The sequence below is a fragment of the Fusobacterium sp. SYSU M8D902 genome, assembly GCF_040199715.1.
Lineage (GTDB): Bacteria > Fusobacteriota > Fusobacteriia > Fusobacteriales > Fusobacteriaceae > Fusobacterium_A.
In genome coordinates this window covers 1-25,794 of record NZ_JBEFNA010000012.1, presented here as the reverse complement: position 1 = coordinate 25,794, position 25,794 = coordinate 1, and the positions used below count along the sequence as shown (strand labels likewise).

23 protein-coding genes are annotated in these 25,794 nt (G+C 30.3%); 18 read left to right on the top strand and 5 right to left on the bottom strand.

Annotated elements, in window-relative coordinates:
- Positions 1-13: 13 nt before the first annotated feature.
- On the bottom strand, positions 14-1,531 hold the full coding sequence (locus tag ABNK64_RS06160; protein ID WP_349763822.1) for an ABC transporter substrate-binding protein: 1,518 nt from the start codon (positions 1,529-1,531) through the stop codon (positions 14-16).
- 292 nt (positions 1,532-1,823) lie between these two features.
- Between ABNK64_RS06160 and ABNK64_RS06155 the strand changes: the two genes are divergently transcribed.
- From ABNK64_RS06155 to ABNK64_RS06125, 7 genes are all read left to right on the top strand, one after another.
- Entirely contained in the window at positions 1,824-2,306 is a 483-nt protein-coding gene (locus ABNK64_RS06155; RefSeq protein WP_349763821.1) for a toxin-antitoxin system YwqK family antitoxin, read from the top strand.
- A gap of 488 nt (positions 2,307-2,794) precedes the next feature.
- Positions 2,795-3,946 carry an ABC transporter substrate-binding protein gene (locus ABNK64_RS06150; protein ID WP_349763820.1) on the top strand — a complete coding sequence of 384 codons (1,152 nt, stop codon included), beginning with the start codon at positions 2,795-2,797 and terminating at the stop codon, positions 3,944-3,946.
- A 72-nt stretch (positions 3,947-4,018) separates the two neighbouring features.
- The gene (locus ABNK64_RS06145) at positions 4,019-4,903 is read left to right on the top strand and encodes a branched-chain amino acid ABC transporter permease (protein ID WP_300389542.1); all 885 of its coding nucleotides are present in this window, start codon (positions 4,019-4,021) and stop codon (positions 4,901-4,903) included.
- Between the two features lie 10 nt (positions 4,904-4,913).
- Positions 4,914-5,888, top strand: a complete 975-nt coding sequence (locus ABNK64_RS06140) for a branched-chain amino acid ABC transporter permease (protein ID WP_349763819.1) — start codon at positions 4,914-4,916, stop codon at positions 5,886-5,888.
- The gene (locus ABNK64_RS06135) at positions 5,878-6,669 is read left to right on the top strand and encodes an ABC transporter ATP-binding protein (protein WP_300343101.1); all 792 of its coding nucleotides are present in this window, start codon (positions 5,878-5,880) and stop codon (positions 6,667-6,669) included. Before ABNK64_RS06140 ends, ABNK64_RS06135 begins: the two co-directional genes overlap by 11 nt.
- On the top strand, positions 6,669-7,391 hold the full coding sequence (locus tag ABNK64_RS06130; protein WP_349763818.1) for an ABC transporter ATP-binding protein: 723 nt from the start codon (positions 6,669-6,671) through the stop codon (positions 7,389-7,391). Before ABNK64_RS06135 ends, ABNK64_RS06130 begins: the two co-directional genes overlap by 1 nt.
- A gap of 240 nt (positions 7,392-7,631) precedes the next feature.
- Entirely contained in the window at positions 7,632-8,804 is a 1,173-nt protein-coding gene (locus ABNK64_RS06125) for a dicarboxylate/amino acid:cation symporter (protein ID WP_349763817.1), read from the top strand.
- A 41-nt stretch (positions 8,805-8,845) separates the two neighbouring features.
- Here ABNK64_RS06125 and ABNK64_RS06120 read toward each other — a convergent pair whose 3' ends face one another.
- A complete protein-coding gene (locus ABNK64_RS06120) occupies positions 8,846-10,975 on the bottom strand; it encodes a heavy metal translocating P-type ATPase (RefSeq protein ID WP_349763816.1) in 2,130 nt (709 codons plus the stop codon).
- 158 nt (positions 10,976-11,133) lie between these two features.
- Between ABNK64_RS06120 and ABNK64_RS06115 the strand changes: the two genes are divergently transcribed.
- Together ABNK64_RS06115 and fusA are read left to right on the top strand one after the other, a co-directional pair.
- Positions 11,134-12,348, top strand: coding sequence for a class I SAM-dependent methyltransferase (locus ABNK64_RS06115; RefSeq protein ID WP_291255180.1), 1,215 nt, complete (start codon positions 11,134-11,136; stop codon positions 12,346-12,348).
- Between the two features lie 96 nt (positions 12,349-12,444).
- Positions 12,445-14,505 carry an elongation factor G gene (fusA, locus tag ABNK64_RS06110; protein ID WP_349763815.1) on the top strand — a complete coding sequence of 687 codons (2,061 nt, stop codon included), beginning with the start codon at positions 12,445-12,447 and terminating at the stop codon, positions 14,503-14,505.
- Positions 14,506-14,575: 70 nt separating this feature from the next.
- Here fusA and ABNK64_RS06105 read toward each other — a convergent pair whose 3' ends face one another.
- Positions 14,576-15,520, bottom strand: a complete 945-nt coding sequence (locus tag ABNK64_RS06105) for a hypothetical protein (RefSeq protein WP_349763814.1) — start codon at positions 15,518-15,520, stop codon at positions 14,576-14,578.
- 170 nt (positions 15,521-15,690) lie between these two features.
- Here ABNK64_RS06105 and ABNK64_RS06100 point away from each other — a divergent pair, with 170 nt between their 5' ends.
- Genes ABNK64_RS06100 through pcp form a run of 3 tightly spaced genes read left to right on the top strand, consistent with a single transcriptional unit; the run spans position 15,691 to position 17,935 of the window.
- Positions 15,691-16,365, top strand: a complete 675-nt coding sequence (locus ABNK64_RS06100) for a DUF969 domain-containing protein (protein ID WP_349763813.1) — start codon at positions 15,691-15,693, stop codon at positions 16,363-16,365.
- A complete protein-coding gene (locus ABNK64_RS06095; protein WP_349763812.1) occupies positions 16,358-17,272 on the top strand; it encodes a DUF979 domain-containing protein in 915 nt (304 codons plus the stop codon). Before ABNK64_RS06100 ends, ABNK64_RS06095 begins: the two co-directional genes overlap by 8 nt.
- Before the next feature lie 21 nt (positions 17,273-17,293).
- Positions 17,294-17,935, top strand: coding sequence for a pyroglutamyl-peptidase I (gene pcp, locus ABNK64_RS06090; protein WP_300343084.1), 642 nt, complete (start codon positions 17,294-17,296; stop codon positions 17,933-17,935).
- Positions 17,936-17,976: 41 nt separating this feature from the next.
- Here pcp and ABNK64_RS06085 read toward each other — a convergent pair whose 3' ends face one another.
- Both ABNK64_RS06085 and eutH read right to left on the bottom strand, forming a co-directional pair.
- Positions 17,977-18,897, bottom strand: coding sequence for a homoserine kinase (locus ABNK64_RS06085; RefSeq protein WP_349763811.1), 921 nt, complete (start codon positions 18,895-18,897; stop codon positions 17,977-17,979).
- 272 nt (positions 18,898-19,169) lie between these two features.
- Positions 19,170-20,267: an ethanolamine utilization protein EutH gene (gene eutH / locus ABNK64_RS06080; RefSeq protein ID WP_349763810.1), complete on the bottom strand. Its 1,098-nt coding sequence runs from the start codon at positions 20,265-20,267 to the stop codon at positions 19,170-19,172.
- 100 nt (positions 20,268-20,367) lie between these two features.
- Here eutH and ABNK64_RS06075 point away from each other — a divergent pair, with 100 nt between their 5' ends.
- The 6 genes from ABNK64_RS06075 (at position 20,368) to ABNK64_RS06050 (ending at position 25,571) form a co-directional block, all read left to right on the top strand.
- Entirely contained in the window at positions 20,368-21,225 is an 858-nt protein-coding gene (locus tag ABNK64_RS06075; RefSeq protein ID WP_349763809.1) for a putative outer membrane beta-barrel protein, read from the top strand.
- Between the two features lie 207 nt (positions 21,226-21,432).
- The gene (locus tag ABNK64_RS06070; protein ID WP_300389521.1) at positions 21,433-21,864 is read left to right on the top strand and encodes a tyrosine-type recombinase/integrase; all 432 of its coding nucleotides are present in this window, start codon (positions 21,433-21,435) and stop codon (positions 21,862-21,864) included.
- A 70-nt stretch (positions 21,865-21,934) separates the two neighbouring features.
- Positions 21,935-22,207 (top strand): HU family DNA-binding protein, encoded by a 273-nt coding sequence (locus tag ABNK64_RS06065; RefSeq protein ID WP_349763808.1) that lies wholly within the window; start codon positions 21,935-21,937, stop codon positions 22,205-22,207.
- A gap of 109 nt (positions 22,208-22,316) precedes the next feature.
- Positions 22,317-23,918, top strand: coding sequence for an NAD(P)/FAD-dependent oxidoreductase (locus ABNK64_RS06060; protein WP_349763807.1), 1,602 nt, complete (start codon positions 22,317-22,319; stop codon positions 23,916-23,918).
- Positions 23,919-23,939: 21 nt separating this feature from the next.
- Positions 23,940-24,653 (top strand): Bax inhibitor-1/YccA family protein, encoded by a 714-nt coding sequence (locus ABNK64_RS06055; protein WP_349763806.1) that lies wholly within the window; start codon positions 23,940-23,942, stop codon positions 24,651-24,653.
- Between the two features lie 9 nt (positions 24,654-24,662).
- Complete coding sequence (locus tag ABNK64_RS06050; RefSeq protein WP_349763805.1) at positions 24,663-25,571, top strand: autotransporter outer membrane beta-barrel domain-containing protein; 909 nt, start codon at positions 24,663-24,665, stop codon at positions 25,569-25,571.
- The last annotated feature ends 223 nt before the right edge of the window (positions 25,572-25,794 follow it).

Below are 25,794 nucleotides of genomic sequence, written 5' to 3'. Positions count from 1 at the left end.
TCCACTCCCTTTGTTATTTGTTTTCTATGTCTAAATCTTTTAAATTATGCATTGTTGTAGGATCAAACTTAAATCCTTTTACCTTGTTATTAACACCTATATTTTCATTTTTATATAGTAAAATACCTAATGGAGAATCCTCTTGTAAAATCTCTTGAGCTTTTACAAACAATTCCTTTCTCTCTTCAGGAGAAGAGACAAGTCTAGCTTTATCAACTATACTGTCAAACTCTTTGTTAGTATAGAAAGATCTATTTCCAGCACCACCATGTGAAGCACTATGTAGTAGAGGATATAGAACAATGTCAGCATCTGATGTACCAGAAACCCAACCACCTAATAGAGCTTGGTGTTCACCTTGAGCAGATCTTTGAAGATAAGCTCCCCACTCTAAAATCTCAATTTTCATATCTATACCAATATCTTTTAAGTTAGCTTGAATGATTTGAGCTAATTGAACTCTAGTAGGATTATCATTTACAAATAGTGTAAAACTTCTATCAGTAACACCAGATTTTTCTAGATACTCCTTAGCTTTTTCTACATTGTAAGGATAACCTTCAACAGTATCAGTATATCCAAATACATTTGGATTGATTATAGAGTTAGCTGGTTTAGCTTTTCCCATATATATTGAATCTGACATACTTTGTTTATTAAGAGCATAGTTTACAGCTTTTCTAAAGTCCTTATTATCAAAAGGAGCAACAGTTGTATTAAAAGTAATATACTCTGTTGATGTAGTTGGCTGAGAAATTAAATGAAGATCCTTGTTCTTTTCAACAATATCACCATCAATGGCATCCATATTGTAAGCAATATCTATTTCACCAGTTTCTAGAGCAGCTAATCTACTACTATTTTCTGTAATAGCTCTATACACTAAGGAATCTATTTTAGGTCTTCCTTCAAAATACTCATCAAAAGCTACTAATTCTATCTTTTCTCCACTACCCCATTCTATAAACTTATATGGCCCTGTTCCTACTGGTGCAGTAGCAATAGTGTCATTTTTGGCAACTGTATCTCTCTCATTTAAGATAGCAGTTAATGGGTGTGCCAATCCAAATAGTAGTGGTGATGATGTTTTTGATAGAGTTATCTTAACAGTATTATCATCTACTGCTTCTACCTTTGAAATAGCATCAATCATTATTTTACTAGCAGGTTTACTCAACATTCTATTGATACTGAAAACAACATCTTTAGCTGTTAAAGTATCCCCGTTATGAAATTTTATCCCCTGTTTTAATTTAATAACAAGTTCAGTAGGTGTGATATACTCATAAGACTCTGCTAACTCTGGAACAATATTTCCATTCTCATCAACCCTAAGTAATGTGTTAAAAATTTGTTCTGTAATAGTTAATGCAGGAATCTCATTATACATATTAGGATCTAGACTTTTAGGCTTTGATCCCTGTGAGACAATAACTTCTTTAGTCAATTTTTCCTCTGTTTTATCTTTATCACTTCCACAACCAGTAATAAAAATAGAGAGCCCTAACATAAATAATACAAACTTTTTCATAAAAATACCCCCTTACATATGCATCTTAGATATATACTACTCTTGAAAATTAATTTTTAAAAATATAAAAAATATATATCTTTTTTTTACTGAATATATATAAGTACAAAAGTATTGTAATTTTAGTATTAATTATGAAAAAGTAAGAAGAGAATATCTCAACTATCAAGATATTACAACACTGTATAATACCTATTTTATAAAACTTTTGCCAAATTATCAAGTTTTAATATACTATATCTAAAAAAATATGTTACAATAAGTTGTTACATAAATAGTTGGAGGTTATATTATGAAAAAATTAGCTATTGCATCACTTATTATATTAGCTTTAACAGGTTGTGCTAAGGAGATAGATTACTCTCAAAAACAGGTAAGAAATGGAATTGTATATACAGTAAACGCAGATACTCCATTCACTGGAAAAGTTGTTGACAAATACAGTAATGGACAAAAGAAACTTGTAGAGAAATTCAAAGATGGAAAGTTTGATGGAGAGCAGGTATATTATTATGAAAATGGACAAATAGAGGATAAGATTGATTATAAATTAGGAGAGCCTATTGGTAAATATTACTCTTATCACAGAAATGGAGAGATAGCATATACTGGAGAGTTTTTAAATGGTAAGAAAAATGGAAATTGGGATAGATACACAGAGGATAAAAAGCTTATTCTTACTGAGGTATATGAGAATGGAGAGTTAAAAGATGTAAAACAATATCTAGTTGATACTGAAAAATTAAAAAATAAAATAAATAATCTTTTTAACTAAATTACAGTAGTAACTTTTGAAACAGTGTTCAATTATAGAAAATTGAGTATTAAAAATTTAGTACTATTATAAAAAAATATAGGTATAAGAAGTATTTTTTTCCTTCATAAAAAAAAATTAAAAAATAGCTTGATTTTTTTTTAGTTTAGGAGTATACTTCATTACAACAAGTTAAAAAAGTAATTGAAGAAGGAGGAAATAACTATGTTTACACTTAACATAATAATATTTGTCATATGTATAATATCACTCATACAAATAATAATGAGTTTATTTTCATATACAAAAAATTATGTTAGGCTAATAGTATAGTTATATCCATTACTATATAAATTAATTGATAGAGTGAATCTATATTTCATTGATTAATAACAGCCTAATTAGGCTGTTTTTTTTATAACTAAAAAAATTGTACAATTATTAATAACAAAGATACTTTTTTAACAAACAAAAATAAAAATTAATTAAGATTATAAGGGGGATTCAAAATGAAAAAATTAACAACAATGCTTCTAGGACTATCACTACTGATCACAGCTTGTGGAGGAGAAAAGGAGACAACTACAGCTCCAAAAGAGAGTGAAACATTAAAAATTGGTTCTACATCACCATTGACAGGACCATTAGCTATCTATGGAGTAACAGCAACAAACGGTGCAAAGTTAGCTATGGAAGAGATCAATAAAAATGGAGGAATTTTAGGTAAGCAAGTAGAATTTACAGTTTTAGATTCAAAGGGAGATTCAACAGAAGCGATTACAGCTTATAATAGATTAGTTGATGAAGGAATTGTAGCTTTTATTGGAGATGCTCCATCAAAACCTACACTTGCAATTGCAGAAGTTGCTGCTCAAGATAATATGCCAATGATCACACCAACAGGAACACAATTCAATATTACAGAAGCTGGTCCTAATGTATTTCGTATCTGCTTTACTGACCCATATCAAGGAGTTATCTTAGCAAACTTAGCTAAAAATAATTTAGGTGCTAAAGCAGTAGCTATCTTAGTAAATAACTCTAGTGACCACTCAGATGGAGTAACAAAAGCTTTTGTTGAAGAGGCTAATAGATTGGGATTAAACATTGTTGCTAAAGAGGGATATGCAGAGGGAGATAAAGATTTTAGAGCACAACTTACTAAAGTTGCAGCAACAAATCCAGATGTACTACTTATTCCAGATTACTATGAACAGGCAGCACTTATCTCAACACAGGCTAGAGAGGTTGGACTTACAGCAACTCTAATTGGACCAGATGGTTGGGATGGTGTAGCAAAGGCATTGGATCCATCAGCATATGGAGCTATTGAGAACAGTTACTTCACTAACCATTACTCATTAGATGATCCTAGTGAAAAAGTACAAAAATTCTTAAAAGCATATAGAGAGAAGTACAATGAAGATCCATCATCTTTCTCTGCCTTATCATATGATGCTGCTTATCTAATGAAAGATGCAATTGAAAAAGCTGGATCAACTGATAAAGATGCTATTGTAAAAGCAATTAAAGAGAGTGACTTTGATGGAGTTACAGGACACCTTAAATTTGATGATAAAAATAACCCAGTTAAAGCAGTTACAGTTTTAAAAATTGTTAATGGTAAATACACTTTTGATTCTGTAATTCAACCAAACTAAAAATAAAAAAAGCTTGAGGGAACTGGAGTTTAACTCCAAGTTCCCCAAGTAGATCTTGAGAGGAGAGAAAAAATGGAATTTATGATGCAAATTATCAACGGTTTACAAATAGGAAGTATTTATGCACTAGTATCACTTGGTTATACTATGGTTTATGGAATAGCACAACTTATCAACTTTGCCCATGGTGATATCATTATGGTAGGAGCATATGTTTCTCTATTTAGTATTCCAGTTTTTACAAGAATGGGATTACCCGTGTGGCTTACAGTAGTACCTGCTATTGTTATATGTGTTGTATTGGGAATGTTAACAGAGAGAATTGCTTATAGACCACTTAGAAATTCACCAAGAATCTCTAACTTAATCACAGCCATAGGAGTAAGCCTATTATTAGAAAATCTTTTTATGAAGATCTTCACTCCAAATACTAGAGCTTTCCCTAAAGTTTTTACACAGGAACCTATTAGATTTGGAGAACTTTATCTAAACTATGGTACAGTTGTCACAATTGTAGTAACTCTAATTCTATCTATTGGATTACAGTATTTTATGAAAAAAACAAAATATGGAAAGGCAATGTTAGCTACTAGTGAGGATTATGGAGCAGCTAAACTTGTAGGAATAAATGTAAATAGTACTATCCAACTTACTTTTGCTATTGGTAGTGGACTAGCTGCTATTGCTTCAGTACTATATGTATCAGCTTATCCACAAGTTCAGCCACTTATGGGATCAATGCTTGGAATAAAAGCTTTTATTGCTGCTGTTCTTGGTGGTATTGGAATTCTTCCTGGAGCTGTTGTAGGAGGATTCATTTTGGGAGTAGTAGAAAGTCTAACAAGAGCTTATCTATCATCTCAATTAGCTGATGCCTTTGTATTTATGATCTTAATTGTTGTTTTATTAGTTAAGCCTACAGGATTGTTTGGAAAGAATTTAAAAGAGAAAGTTTAGGGGGAGAACAATGGATAGAACAAAAAAATGGAGTTATATCTTAACTTTAGTATTGGTAGTAATTGGATATTTTTTTCTAACTACATTAATAAGTAATGGAGTTATCTCGAGATATCAAAGTACAGTTATGATTTTCATTTGTATAAATATAATTTTAGCAGTTAGTTTGAATATAACAGTTGGTTGTCTTGGACAGATTACAATTGGACATGCTGGATTTATGTCAATAGGTGCTTATGCAGCAGCTCTTTTTGCTAAGACAGGATTGTTAGACGGATTACCTGGGTATTTGGTAGCTCTAATACTTGGTGGTATTGTAGCAGGTATAGTTGGAATTATAATTGGAATCCCAGCTTTGAGACTTAATGGTGACTATCTTGCAATTATAACACTTGCTTTTGGAGAGATTATCAGAGTTTTAATAGAGTATTTTAATTTTACTGGTGGAGCACAGGGACTTAGAGGAATCCCTCGTTTTAATAAATTTGGTATCATCTACATTGTTATGGTTATCTGTGTAATGATGATGTTCTCATTGATGACAAGTCGTCACGGAAGAGCTATACTTGCTATTAGAGATGATGAGATTGCCAGTGGAGCTTCAGGAATTAACACAACTTATTATAAGACGTTTGCTTTTACAGTTTCAGCTGTTTTCGCTGGAGTTGCTGGTGGAATATATGCTCATAACCTTGGAATCTTAGGAGCTAGACAGTTTGATTTTAACTACTCTATAAATATATTGGTTATGGTGGTATTGGGAGGAATGGGAAGCTTTACAGGATCTATTCTTTCAGCTATTGTCTTAACTATATTGCCAGAAGCTTTAAGAGAGTTTTCAGATTATCGTATGATTGTTTACTCTCTACTATTGATATTGACAATGATTTTCCGTCCAACTGGATTATTGGGACGTAAGGAGTTTAGAATTTCAAAGTTTGTTGAGAGATTTATTACTAGAAGGGGGACAACAAATGAAAAATAGAATTCTACATGCTAAAGATATTAACATAAATTTTGGAGCTTTAAGAGCTGTAAGTGATTTTAATTTAGAGTTGAGAGAGAAGGAGCTAGTTGGACTTATTGGTCCAAATGGAGCTGGAAAGACAACAGTTTTTAATATTTTGACAGGAGTGTATTCAGCTACTTCTGGAACATATACTTTTAATGGAGAGATAGTTAAGAAAACACCTACTCATAAATTAGTGAGAAAAGGGTTAGCTAGAACATTCCAAAATATCAGACTTTTTAAAAATATGAGTGTGCTAGAAAATGTTTTAGTTGCTAATAATTTCAATATGAAATACGGAGTATTTACAGGAATCTTTCGTCTAATGAGATTTTGGAGAGAAGAGAAAATAGCTAAGAAAAAAGCTCTTAAACTTTTAAAGATTTTTGATTTAGATAAGTATGCAGACCATCCTGCAGGAAGCCTTCCATATGGACAACAGAGAAAATTAGAGATAGCTCGTGCTATGGCTACAAATCCAAAGGTCTTACTTTTAGATGAACCAGCTGCTGGGATGAATCCAACAGAAACAGATGAGCTTATGAATACAATTAAATTGATAAGAGATAAGTTTGGAATTGCTATTCTTTTAATTGAACACGATATGAAGTTGGTATTGGGAATCTGTGAAAGATTGATAGTTCTAGATCATGGAACAATCATAGCAAGTGGAGATCCACAGACAGTTGTAAATGATCCAGCAGTTGTAACTGCATACTTAGGAAAAGATAGTGATGAATTTGAGGAGGAAGTATAATGGAGAAAGATTTAATGCTTGAAGTTGAAAATTTACATGTTTATTATGATAATATTCACGCTTTAAAAGGAATCTCGTTAAAAGTTAAAAAGGGAGAGGTTGTTTCTCTTATAGGAGCAAATGGAGCTGGGAAAACAACTACTCTACAAACTATATCTGCTCTTATTCAATCAAGAGAGGGAAAAATCAAGTTTGAAGGGAAGGAGATAACTAAGGTAGAGTGTCATAAAATTTGTCAAATGGGAATTGCACAAGTGCCTGAAGGGAGAAGAGTCTTTGCAAAACTTCCTGTTAAAGATAATTTAAAATTGGGAGCCTTTACAGTTAATGACACCCCAGAGAATCTTGAGAGAGATAGAGCTAAATTTTATGAGGTATTTCCAAGAATGGCAGAGAGAAAAAATCAACTAGCTGGAACACTATCTGGTGGAGAACAACAGATGTTAGCTATGGGAAGAGCTCTTATGAGCAGACCCAAACTACTAATTTTAGATGAACCCTCTATGGGACTTTCCCCTCTATTTGTTAAAGAGATCTTCTCTGTAATAAAAAAATTAAAAGAAGCTGGAGTAACTATATTATTGGTAGAGCAAAATGCTAAAATGGCTTTATCTGTAGCTGACTATGCCTATGTTATTGAAACAGGAAAAATTACAATAGAGGGAAAATCAGAAGATCTATTGAATGATGTCAATGTAAAGAAAGCTTATCTAGGAGCTTAGGTAAAAAAGTACCAAAAATTTGATGATTAGATTCTAAAAAAATGAATTTATTTATATAAAAGTAAATTTTTTTAAAAAATTATAGGTCTAGTAGTTGACTTAATAAAAAAATAATAGTATAATTAGCTTACTCGATCGGATGTTATAATTACAGACTAAATTTCTAGAAATTGAATATTATGATCTCAAATAAGTTAAACTATTATTTGTACACAACGTAATAAGAAGGAGTGGAAGGGTATGAAAAAATTAGGTTTACTACCAAGACTTATATTAGGGTTAATAGTTGGTATTATTTTAGGAAAAGTTGGTAACGTTCCTCTTTTGAGAATTATGGTAACTTTTAATGGTATTTTTGGTAACTTCTTACAATTTGTAATTCCATTAATTATCTTAGGATTTGTTGCCCCAGGAATTGGAGATTTAGGGAAAAAAGCTGGAAAACTATTAGGAATTACTACAGTTCTTGCTTATGGATCTACAATTATAGCTGGAAGCTTAGCATATTTTACTAACTCTGTTTTATTGACAAAAATTTTACCTAAAGCTGGAGATATGATATCTGGAAATAACCCAGAAGCTGGACTATTAAAAGGATATATAAGTGTAGATATGCCACCTATTATGGGAGTTATGACAGCTCTTTTAATGGCATTTATTTTAGGAATTGGTATAGCAATAGTTGAGGGAAACACTATTAAAAACTTTATGAATGAGATACAAACAATAGTAGAAGGGATAATTACTAAGATAATAATTCCATTCTTACCACTATATATAGCTGGTATATTTGCTAATATGACATATGCTGGTGAGATTGTAAAAATAATGTCTGTATTTGCAAAAGTATTTGGTATTATAATCGTACTTCACTATGTAATTCTATTAGTACAATATACAATAGCTGGAAGCTTGGCAGGAGGAAATCCAATTGCACTAATAAGAAGAATGTTACCAGCATACTTTACAGCTATTGGTACTCAATCATCTGCAGCAACTATTCCTGTTACTTTAAATCAAACAAAAGCTAATGGAGTAAATGATGGTATAGCAGATTTCACTATTCCACTATGTGCTACTATACACCTATCAGGAAGTACTATCACTTTAGTAAGTTGTTCTATGGCAGTAATGATGTTAAATGGTATGCCAATAACTTTCTCTGGAATGTTTGGATTTATTCTAATGTTAGGTGTTACAATGGTAGCTGCCCCTGGAGTTCCTGGTGGAGCTGTAATGGCTGCTCTTGGATTGTTAGAGAGTATGTTAGGATTTGGTCCAGAGTTGACTTCTCTTATGATAGCTCTATATCTAACTCAAGATAGTTTTGGTACTGCTTGTAATGTTACTGGTGATGGTGCTATTGCAATAATAGTTAATAAATTAGCTGGATTTAAATTAGAAAGAAAATAGATATTTAAAAAGCTGATAGAAAATTTTCTATCAGCTTTTTTTTATTTCATATATCTCTTTACTCCCAAAGAAGCATTTAATACAGCTAGAAGAGAAACACCTACATCTGAGAATATAGCCATCCACATATTAGCAAATCCTAAAACACCTAATATCATAACTAAGATTTTTATTCCAAGTGCAAAAACTATATTTTGAATAACTACCTTTTTATTAATATTGGCAATCTTTAAAAGCTCTACTATTTTAGAAGGTTCATCTTTCATTATAACAACATCTGCAGTCTCTACAGCTAGATCACTTCCAACTCCTCCCATAGCTACTCCTATATCAGCTATTGAAAGAACAGGTGCATCATTTATTCCATCCCCAACAAATATAACTTTCTTCTTAGATCTCTTTATGATCTCTTGAAGTTTACTTACCTTATCCTGTGGTAAAAGATGTGTGAAAATATTTTCTCTCTTCATTCCTATCTTTTCTCCAACCATTTCACCAATCTTTTTACTATCACCAGTTAACATATAGCTATCTATTTTTAATCTAGAAAGCTCTTTAATAGTCTTTTCAGAATCCTCTTTTATCTCATCAGAGATATAGATATATCCTAAAAACTCTCCATCTTGTGCTATATAGATAACAGTACCTGGATACTCTCTCTCATCAGCTTTAATATTATACTCTCTCATCAACTTATGATTTCCAACTAATATCTCTTTACCATCATAGTAAGCAATTACACCGAAACCACTCATCTCTTTATATCCTTCAATATATGCTTCATCAATATCATCATCTAGTTGTGCTAGAATAGTTTTTCCTATTGGGTGTGTTGAATAATACTCCCCAATTTGTGCTACTTTTAACAACTCTTTTTCTGAATAATTTTCACTCTCAATTTTATCTATTTTGAATTTTCCCTTTGTTAAAGTTCCTGTCTTATCAAATACAATAGCTTCTACATCTGTAAGTGCCTCTAAATAGTTTCCTCCCTTTACTAGGATACCATATTTTGAAGCTAGACCAATACTACTAAAGAAAGTAAGTGGTACAGATAATACCAATGCACATGGACAAGAGATAACTAAAAATATTAAGGCTCTTCCAAACCAAGTATTAAAGTTTCCTAAAAATAGTGGAAGAATAGCTCCTACTACAATAGCAGAGATAACAACAATTGGAGTGTAATATCTAGCAAACTTTGTAATAAACTTCTCTGATTCAGCCTTCTTATTACTTGCATCTTCTACCATTGAGATAATTTTACTGATAGTTGAATCAGCAAATATCTTACTTACTCTTACTTCTAATACACCTGAACCATTGATACTACCACTTAAGATTTCACTATTTACTCCCACCTCTACTGGAAGTGATTCCCCAGTAAGAGCTGAAGTATTAAGTGTGCTCTCTCCTTTTATGACAACTCCATCAACAGGGATTTTTTCCCCAGCTTTTATAACTATAATATCACCTTTTTTTAATTTCTTAGGTGAGATTACTACAACTTCACCCTTTTCGTTTTTAAGGTTTGCATAATCTGGTCTTATATCCAATAATTTTTCAATTGATTTTCTTGAATTTGCAACAGCTTTATCTTGGAAATATTCCCCTATCTTGTAAAAAAGCATAACTCCAACAGCCTCTGTATGCTCTCCTATATAGAAAGCTCCAAATGTGGCTATTGTCATCAAGAAGTTTTCATCCATTAGGTTTCCTTTAGTTATATTCTTAAAAGATTTTAAAACTACATCTCCACCTAAAATTATATAGGCTATAATAGATAGTATTAGTTTTAACTGTATTGATAGATTACCTAAAAGTATAGCTCCAATAAAAAGAGTTCCTCCAGCAATTAGAGCTATCTTCTCTCTTTTCTCCTGTAGCTCTGCTTTTCTTTCTTCCTCTTTTCTTCTCTTTAGATCCTCTTCCTCATCATACTCTGCCATTTTTAATATCTCTGTTCCCGGTTCTATTGAATCGGCAAAGTAATTGATCTGATGTAGAAATAATTCTTCTTCAAAGAGATCATCAATCTCCAATACAAATCTTTTTTTATAAAGATCTAAATTAGCATTTAAAACACCAGCCATTGTACTAGCTTTATGCTGAATCTTACCTGCACAACCAGCACAATCAAGATTCTTAACTTCATATTCTACTTTTGTCATTATTATCGTCCTCTCTTCTCTATACTTTATACCCCTATACCCTATATTTAAAATTTATCATAGATTACTTAGTTTGTCAAGAAATTTTCTATAAAACATAGACAACTTTTATTCCCTATGTTAAGATATAATATAAGCATAATTGAGGTGGTAGAAGAATGAAAAAAGATAGAGCATATATTGAAAATCTATTAAAGGATTTAGTAGAAAAAAATAGTTTTATAAAAGCTACAGTTTCAAATCCTGTGGATAAAAAATATAAAATTAAAAAAATAAATTTAAAACCTATTCTCATAAAAGATGAGATATTTATACAACTAGAAAGTTTTAAAGATAATAAAGCTTATCACGAAAATATCTGTTATTGCGAATTTTTACCTAAATTCTCTCAAATATTGGAAGAATTTAAACAAATTCTAATTGTTTCACAAGGTGCAGATTACCAAATCCTAAAAGGAAAGAGTGACTACAATATAAAAGAGAGTAAAAACAGTAAAAACCTTGTATCTTTGGAGCACAATAAAAAGAAACAATATATAATTGAAGATGGGAAGCCAGTTCCTTTCCTTATAAAACTAGGTGTAATGGGGGAAGATGGAAAGGTATTTAAAAACTCATATGATAAATTTAGACAGATCAATAAATATCTTGAATTTATTGATGATACAATAAGAGAGATGCAGTCAAAAAAATTAATTGATACACATATCAAAGTAGTAGATTTTGGTTGTGGGAAATCTTATTTGACATTTGCTCTACATCATTATCTAAAAAATATTAAGGATTTTACATATGAGATCATAGGGTTAGATCTAAAAAAAGATGTAATGGACAAGTGTAATAGAATTGCTAACGAATTAGAGTGTGATAATTTAGAGTTTTTAACAGGAAATATTAAGGACTTTGACAAACTTCAAAATGTTGATCTAATATTCTCATTACACGCTTGTAATAATGCTACTGATTACGCTCTATTAAAGGGGTTAGAATTGGGAGCAAAGGCAATTCTTGCTGTACCTTGTTGCCAACATGAATTTAATGAGAAGATGAGTAAAAATAAAAACTCAAATTTCTTCCTAAAGGAGAATACAATAGGTAAACATGGTATACTATTTGAAAAGTTTACCTCTCTAGCTACTGATGCCTTTAGAGCCCAAGCTTTAGAGCTTTGTGGATTTAGAACTCAAGTTATGGAGTTTATAGATATGGAGCATACTCCTAAAAATATATTGATAAAAGCCATAAAGGAGAAGGTATCGAAGGAGAGCCTAGAGAAAAAATATAATGAATATAGAACATTTAAAGAGTATCTAGGTATTGAACCAATTCTTGATGAGTTGTTATCTCCATATTTTTTAATAAAATATAATTAATTTTTAATTTCCCCTCTTGACTTATTGCACTTTATCAGCTATATACAAGTATTGAGATACAGAACTCAACTACAATAAAATCAGGAGGGCGTTACTATGAAGAATTATGAAATTGCAAAGATAAGAAATATCTCACTTTTAGGACATAGAGGTAGTGGTAAAACTACTCTTACTGAAGCTCTACTATACATCTCAAAGACTATCAATAAGATGGGTAGTGTTGAAGATGGAAATACTGTGTCTGATTATGATAAAGAGGAAATTAGAAGAGTCTTTTCTATCAATACTTCTGTTATCCCTATTGAGTATGGAGAGGGAAAATATAATTTTTTAGATACTCCAGGATATTTCGATTTTGTTGGAGAGGTTGAATCTGCTGTTAGAGTATCTGGTAGTTCTGTTATTGTTTTAGATGCTACATCAGGAGTTGAAGTTGGTGCTGAAAAAGCTTGGAGAATTTTAGAAGAGAAAAAACAACCAAGAATTATCTATCTAAACAAGATGGATAAAGGACATATCAACTATGAAAAATTACTTTACGAATTAAAAGAGAAGTTTGGAAAGAAAATAGCTCCTTTCTGTGTTCCAATAGGAGAGAAAGAGGAGTTTAAAGGTTTTGTTAATATTATAGAAATGAAGAGCAGAATATTTAATGGAAGAGAGTGCGAAGATAGACCTATCCCTGATTTTATGGATGTTTCTGAAGTTAGAAATCTTTTGATGGAGGCTGTTGCTGAAACTGATGAAGAGTTGATGGAAAAATACTTCAATGGAGAAGAGTTTACTATAGAAGAGATCAAAAGAGGATTACATAAAGGAGTTGTAAATGGAGATGTTGTTCCTGTAATAGTTGGATCTGCTATGCAAGGAATAGGAATACATACCCTTTTCAAAATGATAAATGACTATATGCCACTACCTAATGAGATGTTTGATGGAGTAAGAGTAGGTAAAAATCCAGCAGGAGAAGAGTGCTTTAGAAAGGTTGATAAAGCTGAGCCATTCTCTGCCACTGTTTTCAAAACATTAGTGGACCCATTTATTGGAAAGATCACTCTATTTAAAGTTAATTCTGGTGTATTGAAGAAAGATATGGAAGTTCTAAATATCAATAAGAATAAGAAAGAGAAGATATCTCAAATATTTTTCTTAAGAGGAAATAAACAGGAAGATGCTCTTGAAATTACAGCTGGAGATATTGGAGCTACTACAAAACTTCAATATACACAAACAGGAGATACTCTATGTGACAAGGATAACCCTATTGAGTATCCACAGATTGATTTTCCAAAAGCTTGTTTCTACTCTGGAGTTGAACCTGCTGAAAAAGCAGATGATGAGAAATTAAGTACTTGTTTACAAAAAATGATGGAAGAAGACCCTACATTTAAAGTATATAGAAACCACGAAACTAAACAACTACTAATTGGTGGACAAGGAGAAAAGCATCTATACATAATCATATGTAAAATAAAAAATAAGTTTGGTGTACATGCTGTACTAAATGATCCTATCGTATCATATAGAGAGACTATAAAAGGAAGCTCATCTGTCCAAGGAAAACATAAAAAACAATCTGGTGGAGCTGGACAGTATGGAGATGTATTTATCAAGTTTGAACACTGTGATAAAGAGTTTGAGTTTATAGATGATATTCATGGTGGAGTTGTTCCTAAATCATTTATTCCTGCAGTTGAAAAAGGATTGTTAGAAGCCAAAGAGAAGGGAACTCTTGCTGGTTATCCAGTAATTAACTTTAAGGCTACTCTTTATGATGGTTCTTATCACCCAGTTGATTCCAATGAGATTTCATTTAAACAAGCTGCAATTTTAGCTTTTAAAAAGGGAATTGAAGAGGCTAAACCAGTGTTATTAGAACCTATTATCTCAATGAAGATTACTATTCCAGAGATCTATCTTGGAGATGTAATGGGAGATATGAATAAACGTAGAGGTAGAATACTAGGAATGGATCACAATAGCTATGGAGAACACATATTGAATGTTGAAGCTCCTCAAGTTGAAGTATTAAACTATGCTTTGGATTTAAGAGCTATGACACAGGGAAGAGGAGAGTTTTCATTTGAATTCTCTAGATATGAAGAAGTGCCTGATGTTTTAGCACAAAAAATTATTGCCAATAGAAAAAAAGATTAATTGATAAAAAACTTCAAGGGTTATTTATTTAACTCTTGAAGTTTTTTTATATATAATACAGTTATTTTATCTATAATTTTTTTAATAGATATTTTTTTGCCAATCCTGTATTAAAAATTAATTCATTATTATTTAAGAGTAACTCTTTCTTTAATGAGTCACCATTTTTTAATTTTAAGCTATAATATTTTATCTCTTTTTTATTGATCTCTCTCTCTTCATCATAGTTCATATCAGCTTCAAAATTTTTATCTGGAATATTTAAAAAGTTTTTTAACTCCACTATACCATTGGGATAGCTCTTTAAATTTAGAAACTCATTGATAAACTCCCTACCTAATTGCTCAAAGTTACTATCTTCAATAAAGAAGTAACTATCTGTTCTTTTTGTATAGGGAATTGCCATTTTATTGATAAAGCCTATAGTTATATGGGCATCTGCACCAATTAATTTTAATAATTTTATTATCTCTTCATCATATCCCTCACCAAGTACAGCTAATATGATCTCTGGAGTAAAAAATTTAACCTTATGATAATTTTTTAAAATCTCATTTTTCGTATCTTTATTTATAATTAGAATACCTGTTTTATTTTGAAAATATATCCAAGAGGAGTTTTCATTATATAGATCTAAATTGTAATTAAATTTAGAAGCATTCTCTTTTAAAAAGTCATCTATGCTGTTATAATCTGTATTTTCATAGACTAAAGTAAACTTAAAATAATCAAAGCTCAGCATATCCTTTGGAACAATTATCCCTTTTACACAGATATCATTTGCCAAATACTCTTTTTGTGAGATAATCACAATATTTTTCATATAGATATCCTTTAAACTATTAAAAAAATATTTTTTGGTATTCTCCAACAAGATAGTATTCTTAGCCATATTAGAAGTAAAATAAAGCATAACTAAATATTCTACATTGCTATTTAGTAGTATATTTTGAATTTCACTTTCAAAATTTTCATAAGTTAACAAAGCTATTTTTTTTAATTTTTTACCATTCATTCCAATTAACCTCTATAAATATAATTAAAATCACCTACTATAACATTCTAACATCTTTTTGAAAAAATTAAAATATGAATTTTTCTATAATTTCAACTATTTACTATTTTAAAGTTTTATTATATAATTGTAATTGATATTTACTAAATAAATGATTAGGAGGGTTTAATATGATTAAATTAATAGGTATTCTATTAATTATAATAGGGTTTAGTTTAAAATTAGATACTATTATGGTTGTTTTACTAGCTGGAATAGCTACAGGATTAGTGTCATCTATTGATTTTTTAGAAATTTTAAGTATTTTAGGGAATGCATTTATATCTACTAGATATATGACTATCTTACTTTTAACTCTAGCAACAGTAGGATTACTAGAAAGAAATGGTTTAAGAGAGAGAGCTGCTAAGTGTATAGCTATGTTACAAGGGGCTACTTGTGGAAAGGTATTAACAGTTTATGTTATTATCAGAACTATAGCTGCTGCACTATCTTTAAGATTGGGAGGACATGTTCAGTTTATAAGACCACTTGTTTATCCAATGGCAAAAGGAGCTGCTGAGAAAAATGGTAAACTTAGTAAAGAGTTAGATGAGGAGTTAAAAAGTTTAGCCAATAGTATGGAAAACTATAGTAACTTCTATGGACAGAATGTATTCATTGCTTCTTCAGGAGTTTTATTGATTATGGGAACATTCCAAGAGTTAGGAATTAATGGTTTAGAGGCTTATAACATTGCTAAGGCAAGTTTTCCTATGGCTATAATGGCTATAGTTTTAGCAGGGATAAGAAACTATATGTTTGATAAAAAAATTGCAAAAAAGCAGGTGAATGCTAATGAATAATGTACTTCTTGAATTAATGTATGTTTTATGTGGAATAGTTTTAATAACTTGTGGAATCTATGCTATAAAAGATCCTGGAAATCCTAAAAAAATTGGAAGTTTCATCTTTTGGACTATATTTGGAGTAATTTTTATGGCTGGTCCATATATGAATCCAACTCTAGTAGGGGCATCACTATTGGTAATGGGAGCTCTTACAGCTACTAAAAATGTAAGTTTGGGAAGTTTGAAAAATAGTAGTGATGAGTATAGAGTAGCTCAAGAGAAAAAAATCGGAAATAAGATATTTATACCAGCTCTTTCTATAGGGGTTATAGCTTTCTCAATAGCACAGTTTACAACTCTTGGTGGTATAATTGGATTGGGAATTGGAGCTATTATCTCATTGATATTAACTATTATTTTTACAAAAGAGAAAGTAACAAATATTCCTTATGATTCAGCTAGAATGTTACAACAGATGGGACCAAGTGTAATTCTTCCACAGCTTTTAGGTGCTTTAGGTGCTCTATTTGCTAAAGCAGGGGTAGGAGAGGTAGTTGCAGGAATTATGGGTGGAATTATCCCAGATGGAAATAGATTATTTGGTGTAATAGGATACTGTCTAGCTATGGCAATATTTACTATAATAATGGGAAATGCCTTTGCCGCTTTTGCTGTAATTACAGCTGGAATTGGAATCCCTTTTGTTATTAATCTAGGTGCTGATCCAGCAGTTGTAGGAGCTCTAGGATTGACAGCTGGTTATTGTGGAACACTTATGACTCCAATGGCAGCAAACTTTAACGTTGTTCCTGCCTCTATTCTAGAGATGGAGAATAAAAATGGGGTTATCTTAGTACAAGCTCCAATAGCTGGAACACTTTTAATTTTACATATTATTTTGATGTACTTACTAGCTTTTTAATATATTACGAGGAGGAAATAGATGAAAGTATTAATAACTGGTTTTGATCCATTTGGAGGAGAGAAGATAAATCCAGCTTGGGAAGCTGTAAAAGGTTTAAAAGATGAGATTGAAGGAGCAGAGATAATTAAATTACAAATACCTACAGTCTTTAAAAAATCAGCTGAAAAACTATTTGAAAATATAGATGCAATTAACCCTGATGTTGTTATTTGTGTAGGACAAGCTGGAGGAAGATTTGAGCTTTCAATAGAGAGAGTAGCTATCAACTTAGATGATGGAAGAATCCCAGATAATAACGGATATCAACCTGTTGATGTAAAGGTATTTGAAGATGGAGAGAACGCTTATTTCTCAACACTACCTATAAAAGCAATGGTAGAAGAGGTAAAGAAAGTTGGAATTCCTTCTGCTATCTCTAATACAGCTGGAACTTATGTATGTAACCACATTATGTACTCATTACTTTACTATATAAATAAAAAGAACTTAGCTACAAGAGGTGGATTTATACACGTTCCTTACATAACAGAGCAAGTGTTAGATAAGAAAAATACCCCGTATATGGATTTAAATACAATAACTAGAGGACTTGAAGCTTGTATAAAAGCAGTTATAAACAATGAAACTGACCTTAAAATATCTGGTGGAAAAGAGTTCTAGTAAACATAAAGGAGAGCCTTGCTCTCCTTTTTTCTTAGTTATTAATAATATTTTAAGAGTGGTAGTAATTGAGTATAGTTTTTATCCTCAATTAAAACTCCTTCTAAATTTTGTATAATAAATTTGTCAAATCTTAAAAGAATAAAAGTTATTGCCATTTTTTTTAAGGCTTTATTCAATGCTCTTTTCTCCTGTAACTCCAACCTTCTATATTTTTCATATGAATTTATAAAAACCTCTATATATCTTTCCTCTGTTTGTTTATTAAAATTATTTATTCTGATCCAATAATTGATAACGATAGCTAGATCATAGATAAACGGAGCTGTTTGTGATTCATTAAAATCTAAAATTCCTACTATACTTCCATTTTTAATAAATACATTATCTGGAAAGATATCATTGTGGATAACTCCACTTGGAAGCTTGGAAAAATCAAAGTGTTTAACCTCTTCATAGAGTGATCTAATTTTAATTTTTTCCATTGCTGAAATAGGAATGAAATTAAAATCAATCTTATTATAGTAATTCTCCATATCTATTCTTGATTTTCTAATCAAAAGTTTTCCATATGAATATCTGTGTAATTTTCCTAAATACTCTCCAATCTCCACTAATAATTTTTCATTAACTATCTTAATTGGTTCTCCCTCTATAAACTTAAAGATGGCTACCATTTTATTAGCTTTCACTATATAATTTTTATTTTCAACAGTTTTTATTGGAACACAACATGGAATAATCTCTTTTATATCCAAAAGAAATTCTAACTCTTTTTCCTCCTGTTCAAACTTCCTACCACCTTCAAAGATTCTCAAAATAAACCTACCCTCTAAACACTCCAAATAGTAGTTGGTATTGAGTATTCCATTTTTTATCATATGATAATTTCTAAGGGTTAATCTATAATTAATTAATATATCCTCTATATCCTCTAATGAAAATTTTGTATAAACTGCCATTTTATCCTCCAATAATATACTCACTACTATCTTATCATTTTTAAGGTTATTAATTACTCAAAAATATTTTCTCCAAAAAATAGGGAAACCCTAACCATGGGTAAGTTAGGGTCATATGGGTTTTATTCACGTCTGTGAATCATGGGTATTAGAAACAAACTGTCATTGTTCTACGATATTATCCTATCATACAATTATACAATTGTCAATGTATATTTAAATATTTATGATAATATTATACCCTAATATTGCTTATTCTTTAATCAATATTTTTAATTTAGATGTTTTTTATATTTAAACTCTTTATTATATATATAATTAGCTACAAACATTGAAGATATACCCCCAACTAATTTAGAAATCATAACTGGAAATACCAAATCTTTGTCGATCCCAGCTGTAAACCCTAAGTGACTTCCCAAAACAAAAGCTCCACTTACAGAAAAGGCTATATTTAGCAATTTTCCTCTTTCATCCATATCTTTTAAAATCTTAAACATTGGAATATTGTGGGCTAAACAAGCTATCAAACCAGCAGTGGATTTTTCATTGATTTTAAATATCTTACCAATAGCCATTAGTGGTTTAGTAAATACTGTAGTTATAAAATATAACATGGGAAAAGCCCCAGCTAAAGTTATTGCAATACTTCCTACAGTTTCTATTCCACTCATTATAGGAAGCATTCCTCTTATTAAAACAACTCCAGTTAAAGTTTCTAAAATCTGAATTGCTAGTCCAAAAGTTGTTAAGATAAACATAAACTTCCCAAAAATAAAGAATCCTTTTGCAACTCCTTTAGGAAATTTCATTAAAGCCCAACATATAGCAATAGTAAATGAGATAATAGGAATCAAATTAAAAAATAGAAGTTTTAATGAAAATCCTGCAACGATTCCCCCTATAAGACATCCTAATGGAATTGTTGATATTCCAGCAAGAATCCCCTTTGATAGATATTTCTCATCACTTTTTTCCACTAGATTTAAGGCTATAGGAATAGTAAAAGAGAGAGTTGTTCCCATTGTAGCACTAAGAAATAGCCCTGATAATAGCCCTCCTTCAAGAGAAGTAGCCAACTCTTGTGAAAGAATATATCCTCCCATATCACTCGCTAAGATAGTTCCAGCAAACATAGCTGGATCAGCTCCAATTATTTTATAAAAAGGGGTAATAATTGGTTTTAAAAAAGATGCTATCACAGGAGAAAAGGAGATTATTCCCAGCATAGCTAATGCTAATGTCCCCATTGTCATAATTCCATCTTCAAATTTTTGTCCATATCCAAGTTTATTTCCAAAAACTCTGTCTATGGCTCCAACAAACATAAAAAAGACCATAATATAAATTATTATGTTATTAACACTCACAAATCAATCCTCCTAAAAATATTTTCTATTCATTATATAATATTTTAAAAAAAAATGCTATAATCAAATTAGGAGAATTACAAAACAAGATGGTGATAATATGATTAATCTAATTATACTATATCTATATGTTTTAGTAGTAAAAAATAGTTACGGGGAATTTAAAGAGGTTGTACCTTTAGAAGCTTCTAGTGATTTTAAGATGACTAAAGTGATAAAAAAGCAACCTTTAGAAAATAGAAAGATAAAAAAGATAGAAGAGGAAAAAAGAGATGAAGATATAGTGCAGGTTATAGAGGAGGAAGAATCGGAAGATAGTATATCAAATGAGAGTGTTCCAATAATTAGTGAAGCTAGATTAAAGGAGATAATCTCAGAATCCAAAGACTCACCTCTCCCACAAAATGAAGTTGAAATAAATAGCAATACTCTATATTCAATCAATGCCGAAAAAAACTCAGGTGATGGAGTTTTTCAAAGTTTAGAAGAAACTTTAGATAAATATGAGTTTTCAGATAAAAGTAATGATAGTTATGGAGGAAAGGTAACTTCAACAGAGATAACATCTGATAAGTTAATAGATAATTTAGAGTTTGGAGTGGGAGTTGCCTATGAAAATGATGAATACTATAATGGTGATGAGAGAAAACAAAATACTGAAGTATTGTCACACACTCCTGTATATGCTATAGGAAAATATAAGATTGCTAAAGATGAGGAGAGTGTTAAATATTTAAAGTTGAATTTAGGTTATGCCATAGGTGATTATACTCAAAATAGAGAATATGAAAATAAAACTCAAAATGGTCTTTATTACGGTATAGGTGGAGGAATGGAGTTTGATAAATTCTCTTTAGATCTAATGTATCAAGTAAACAAAGATGCATATGAGAAAAAAGACTCTACTCAAGATGATTCGAGAATAACTTTTTCTGTAGATTATAAATTGGATATATAATTTTGACTTTTATAGTATACATTTTTTAGAAAATGATGTATGATATAAATATCATTTATAATTTATAAGGAGAAATAGAAATATGACAACAAGATCATTGAGTAATGAGGAATTAGAACAGATTTTTTTTTATGCAGAAATGGATATAGGAGTAAGGAGATAAAAATTCGTCCCAATCCTAAGATACAACTGATAATTTTAATTCAATTGAATACAGGATTAAGAATAGGAGATGTACTCTCTTTAAAAAGAAAAAACATAAACCATAGCTACCTGAATATAAGAGAGCAGAAAACCAATAAAATTCAGCATAGACAGATAAATATAGATGTCTATCAAATAATAGAGTCTTACTGTATTGAAAATAATATAGACCATGAAGATAAGATATTTACTTTAGGTGTTAGATGGATTCAAGGATATCTCAATAAAATAGGAAGGATTTTAAAAATTTATGGACTATCAACTCATAGTTTTAGAAAAACCTATGCTCATTTACAATATGTAAATAATAATTACAATATAGAATTGGTTAGAAGATTATTAAATCACTCTTCAATCTCGGTTACACAGAGATATTTAGGAATATCAGATAATGAAGTCAATATGGCATCAAGTTCTTTTAAAATAATTTTTTAAAATCTATTTACAAAATAGCATTTAAGTAGTATATATAATATTAACAGATACCTATTAAGGAGGAATTACTATGACTAAAAAAGAATTTATTGAATTATATGCTGCAAAAGGGGATATATCTAAAAAAGAGGCTGAGAAATATATAAATTTATTTCTTGACAGTGTTGAAGATTCACTGGTTAAAGGAGAGGATGTATTGTTTGTAGGTTGGGGTAAATGGGAGGTTGTAGATAGAGCACCTAGAGATGTTAGAAACCCTCAAACTCAAGAGTTAATGAAAATTGAAGGTAAAAAAGTTGTTAAATTTAAAGTTGGAAAATTATTAGCTGATAAAATTAAATAGAATTTTGAAAAAGCCTGTTTTTTAGCAGGTTTTTTCTTTAGTATTTTCTTTTTTTATGCTATAATTTCTACATATAAAACCTAGTAAAAATTTAGTAAGAGGTGATAAGTTGAGAGTAAATGTTAATAATATAATTATTTCTTTAGTGAAGGATCAAGATAAAGAGATAATGAAAGAGATTATTAAAAGAGGTATAAAAAGGGAGAATATAAAAGGGATTATTTGGAATAAAAGATCAATAGATAGTAGAAAAAAAAGTGATATCAAGCTTATCTATAACTTAGAGGTGGAATTAAAAAAAGCTATAGATATCTCAAATTTAAAAAATGTAAGCTATGCACAGGAGATTGTAAAACAGGATAGAGAACCATTGTATAGCAAAGGAACAACTGTAGCTGTTATAGGAGCTGGTCCTGCTGGATTATTTGCAGCATTGAGATTAGCTGAATATGGATATACTCCAATGGTATTTGAAAGAGGAGAAGAGGTTGATAAAAGAGATATAACTACTGCTAAATTCGTACATTCATCAATTTTTAATCAAAATTCTAATATACAATTTGGAGAGGGTGGAGCTGGAACATACTCTGATGGAAAGCTTAACACTAGAATAAAAAGTGAATATATGGATAAAGTTTTTGAAACTTTTGTAGAGTGTGGTGCCCCTGAGAATATACTTTGGGATTATAAGCCTCACGTGGGAACAGATATTTTAAAAGAAATAGTTAAAACTCTTAGAAATAAAATAAAGGCTATGGGTGGAGATTTCTACTTTAATTGCAAGCTGGAAAAAATACATCTTAAAGATGGAAGAGTATGTGGTGCTGATGTAATAAATGAGGTTGGAGAGAAGGAGTTTTATAACTTCAATAATATTATCTTGGCTACTGGACACTCTGCTAGAGATACATATAGAATGTTAAATCAAATCGGAGTCCATATGGAGAGTAAGCCTTTTGCTATTGGTGCTAGAATTGAGCACTTGAGAGAAGATATTGATAAGATGCAATATGGTAAATTTGCTGGGAATGAACTTTTAGGAGCGGCAACTTACAACGTTACATATAATAATAGAGCTGACGAGAGAGGAGTATTCTCTTTCTGTATGTGTCCTGGTGGTGTTATTGTCAATGCAGCTTCAGAAGAAAATAGTTCACTTGTAAATGGAATGAGCTACTCTCAAAGAGATGGTAAATTTTCTAACTCAGCAATTGTAGTTGGAATAAAAGAAAATGATTTTGGAGGTCACCTATTTTCCGGAATGGAATTCCAAGAGCAATTAGAAAGAAAGACATATGAACTTGGACAAGGATATGGTGCACTTTATCAAAATGTAATGGACTTTATGAATAATAGAAAAACTTCACACCAAATTGAAAGTAGTTTTGAAATGAAAAAAACTTCATACAACTTAAATAATCTTTTCCCAGAGGTAATAGTTGAAAATATGAGGGGGGCATTTGAGTATTGGAGTAAAAATCCACTATTTATTTCAGAGCGTGCTAATCTTATAGCTCCTGAAACAAGAACTTCTGCTCCTGTTAGAATAGTTAGAGATGTTATTGGAAGATCAGTTAATATAGATGGATTATATCCCATTGGAGAAGGAGCTGGATATGCTGGTGGAATAGTTAGTGCTGCTGTAGATGGACTAAAAATCATAGATTTAGCTTTTACAAAACCTAAAGATAGTAGTATAATATATTTTTAAACAATAAAGGAGTTGATTCAAATGAACTTGAACAATTATGAAGGAAGAGTATCTTATAATGAGATGGATACAGAAGTTAGTAACTCATTTATAAGAAAGGTATTTTTGAATATGATAGGAGGGTTAGTTATAACTACATTAGTTCCTATCTATGTATTCTTTTTTAATCAAGAATTAGTATACACACTAGCATCATATTTTAAAGTGATAGCAATAGCTGAAATGGCACTTGTATTCTTCTTAAGTCTTGGAATTAATAAGATGTCATCTACAACTGCAAGACTTGTATTTTTTATTTATTCATTGATGAATGGAATTCTATTTTCAAGTTTAGCTTTTGTTTTTCATCCAATATCAATACTTTATACTCTTGGAGTAACTGTAATAATGTTTGTTGTAATTGGAATATATGGTTATACAACAAAAGAGGATCTAACTAAATATAGTAAATTTTTAATGACAGGACTTATAACTATTATTATTATCTCATTAATTAATTTATTTATAGGTGCTCCACTTCTTTATTGGGCAGGAACAATACTTGGAGTTGTTATATTTTCTGGTCTAATTGCTTTTGACATCAACAGAATAAAATATATAGCTTATGAGATTGCTGGAAATAATGATGATGAGATGGTTGAAAAAATGGGAATAATTGGAGCTTTAAATCTATATCTAGACTTTATAAATCTATTCCTATATCTATTAAGAATCTTCGGTAAGAAAAGAAATTAGGAGTTGTTTATGAAAAAAAGTTTAGTTTTCTCTTTTCTCCTATTGCAATCTTTGAGTTTTTCTCAAGAGAATCTCAATAATATGAGTGAGATTCATAGTAAAATTTTAAGTAATAGAGGAAAAGAGCAGTTTAGAAAGAGTATAATTTTTAAAAAACTTGATAGAGCTGGATATAGTGGAAGCAATCAATACCTAGAGTATATTGGTGAAATAGAGAATAAATATGAGAGTGATAATACCTCTTTCAATTCTAAAACAAAAGGATTTTCTATGGGAACAAATAGTAATCTTATTTCAAATCCAGATGTATATTTAGGAGTAAATCTTGACTATTTAAAATCTAAATTAGAATATGATAGAGAAAATAGTAAAGTGAGAACTTATGGAATAGATTATTATGTTGGAAAAAATATTGATAATTGGTTAATTATTGGTAGGGCTGGATATAATGAGAGTAAGAATATCTATAATAACTATAAATATAGAGATAAAAATTACTCTTTGGGAATAGAGAGTGGATATTTTTACTCTATTAATGAAAAATCTATACTATATCCATATGTAGCTTTTGATTGGAATCAATATACAATGAAGGCTCATAACAATATTAAAAATAGTAATGAATACATAGGAAGTAGCACTTTGGGAATTTCTTACACACAAGAGATAAAAGAAAAGTTTTTACTAACTATGTCAGGTGAATGGATATATGATTTTGCCAATAGAAGTGATATAAAACTTAATGATACTAATTATAGAGTTAAAAGCTTAGATCTAGGAAGAGATACTGGAGCCTTTAACATAAAACTTGGATATTTTCTTAAGCCAGATTTCTTAATAGGTGTAGGCTATAGTAGTTTTCTAAATAAAAACTATTACTATGACATGTTCTCTATAACTCTATCACATAATTTTTAAGAATTAAAAAAGAGATGACTTTAGTAACTTTATTTTACTATAATCATCTCTTTTTTTACTATTTTCTTGACAATAACACTATGTTTTGCTATAATATGTTGTTCAAACAACCCTTGGGAAGCTACCTATATGGACTAGGTGGCTTTTTGTTTGATGTATAATAAAAATGAAGAAGTTGTCGTTTAAAAAGTTACTGTTTTAAATAAAAAAATCCATTGTAAAT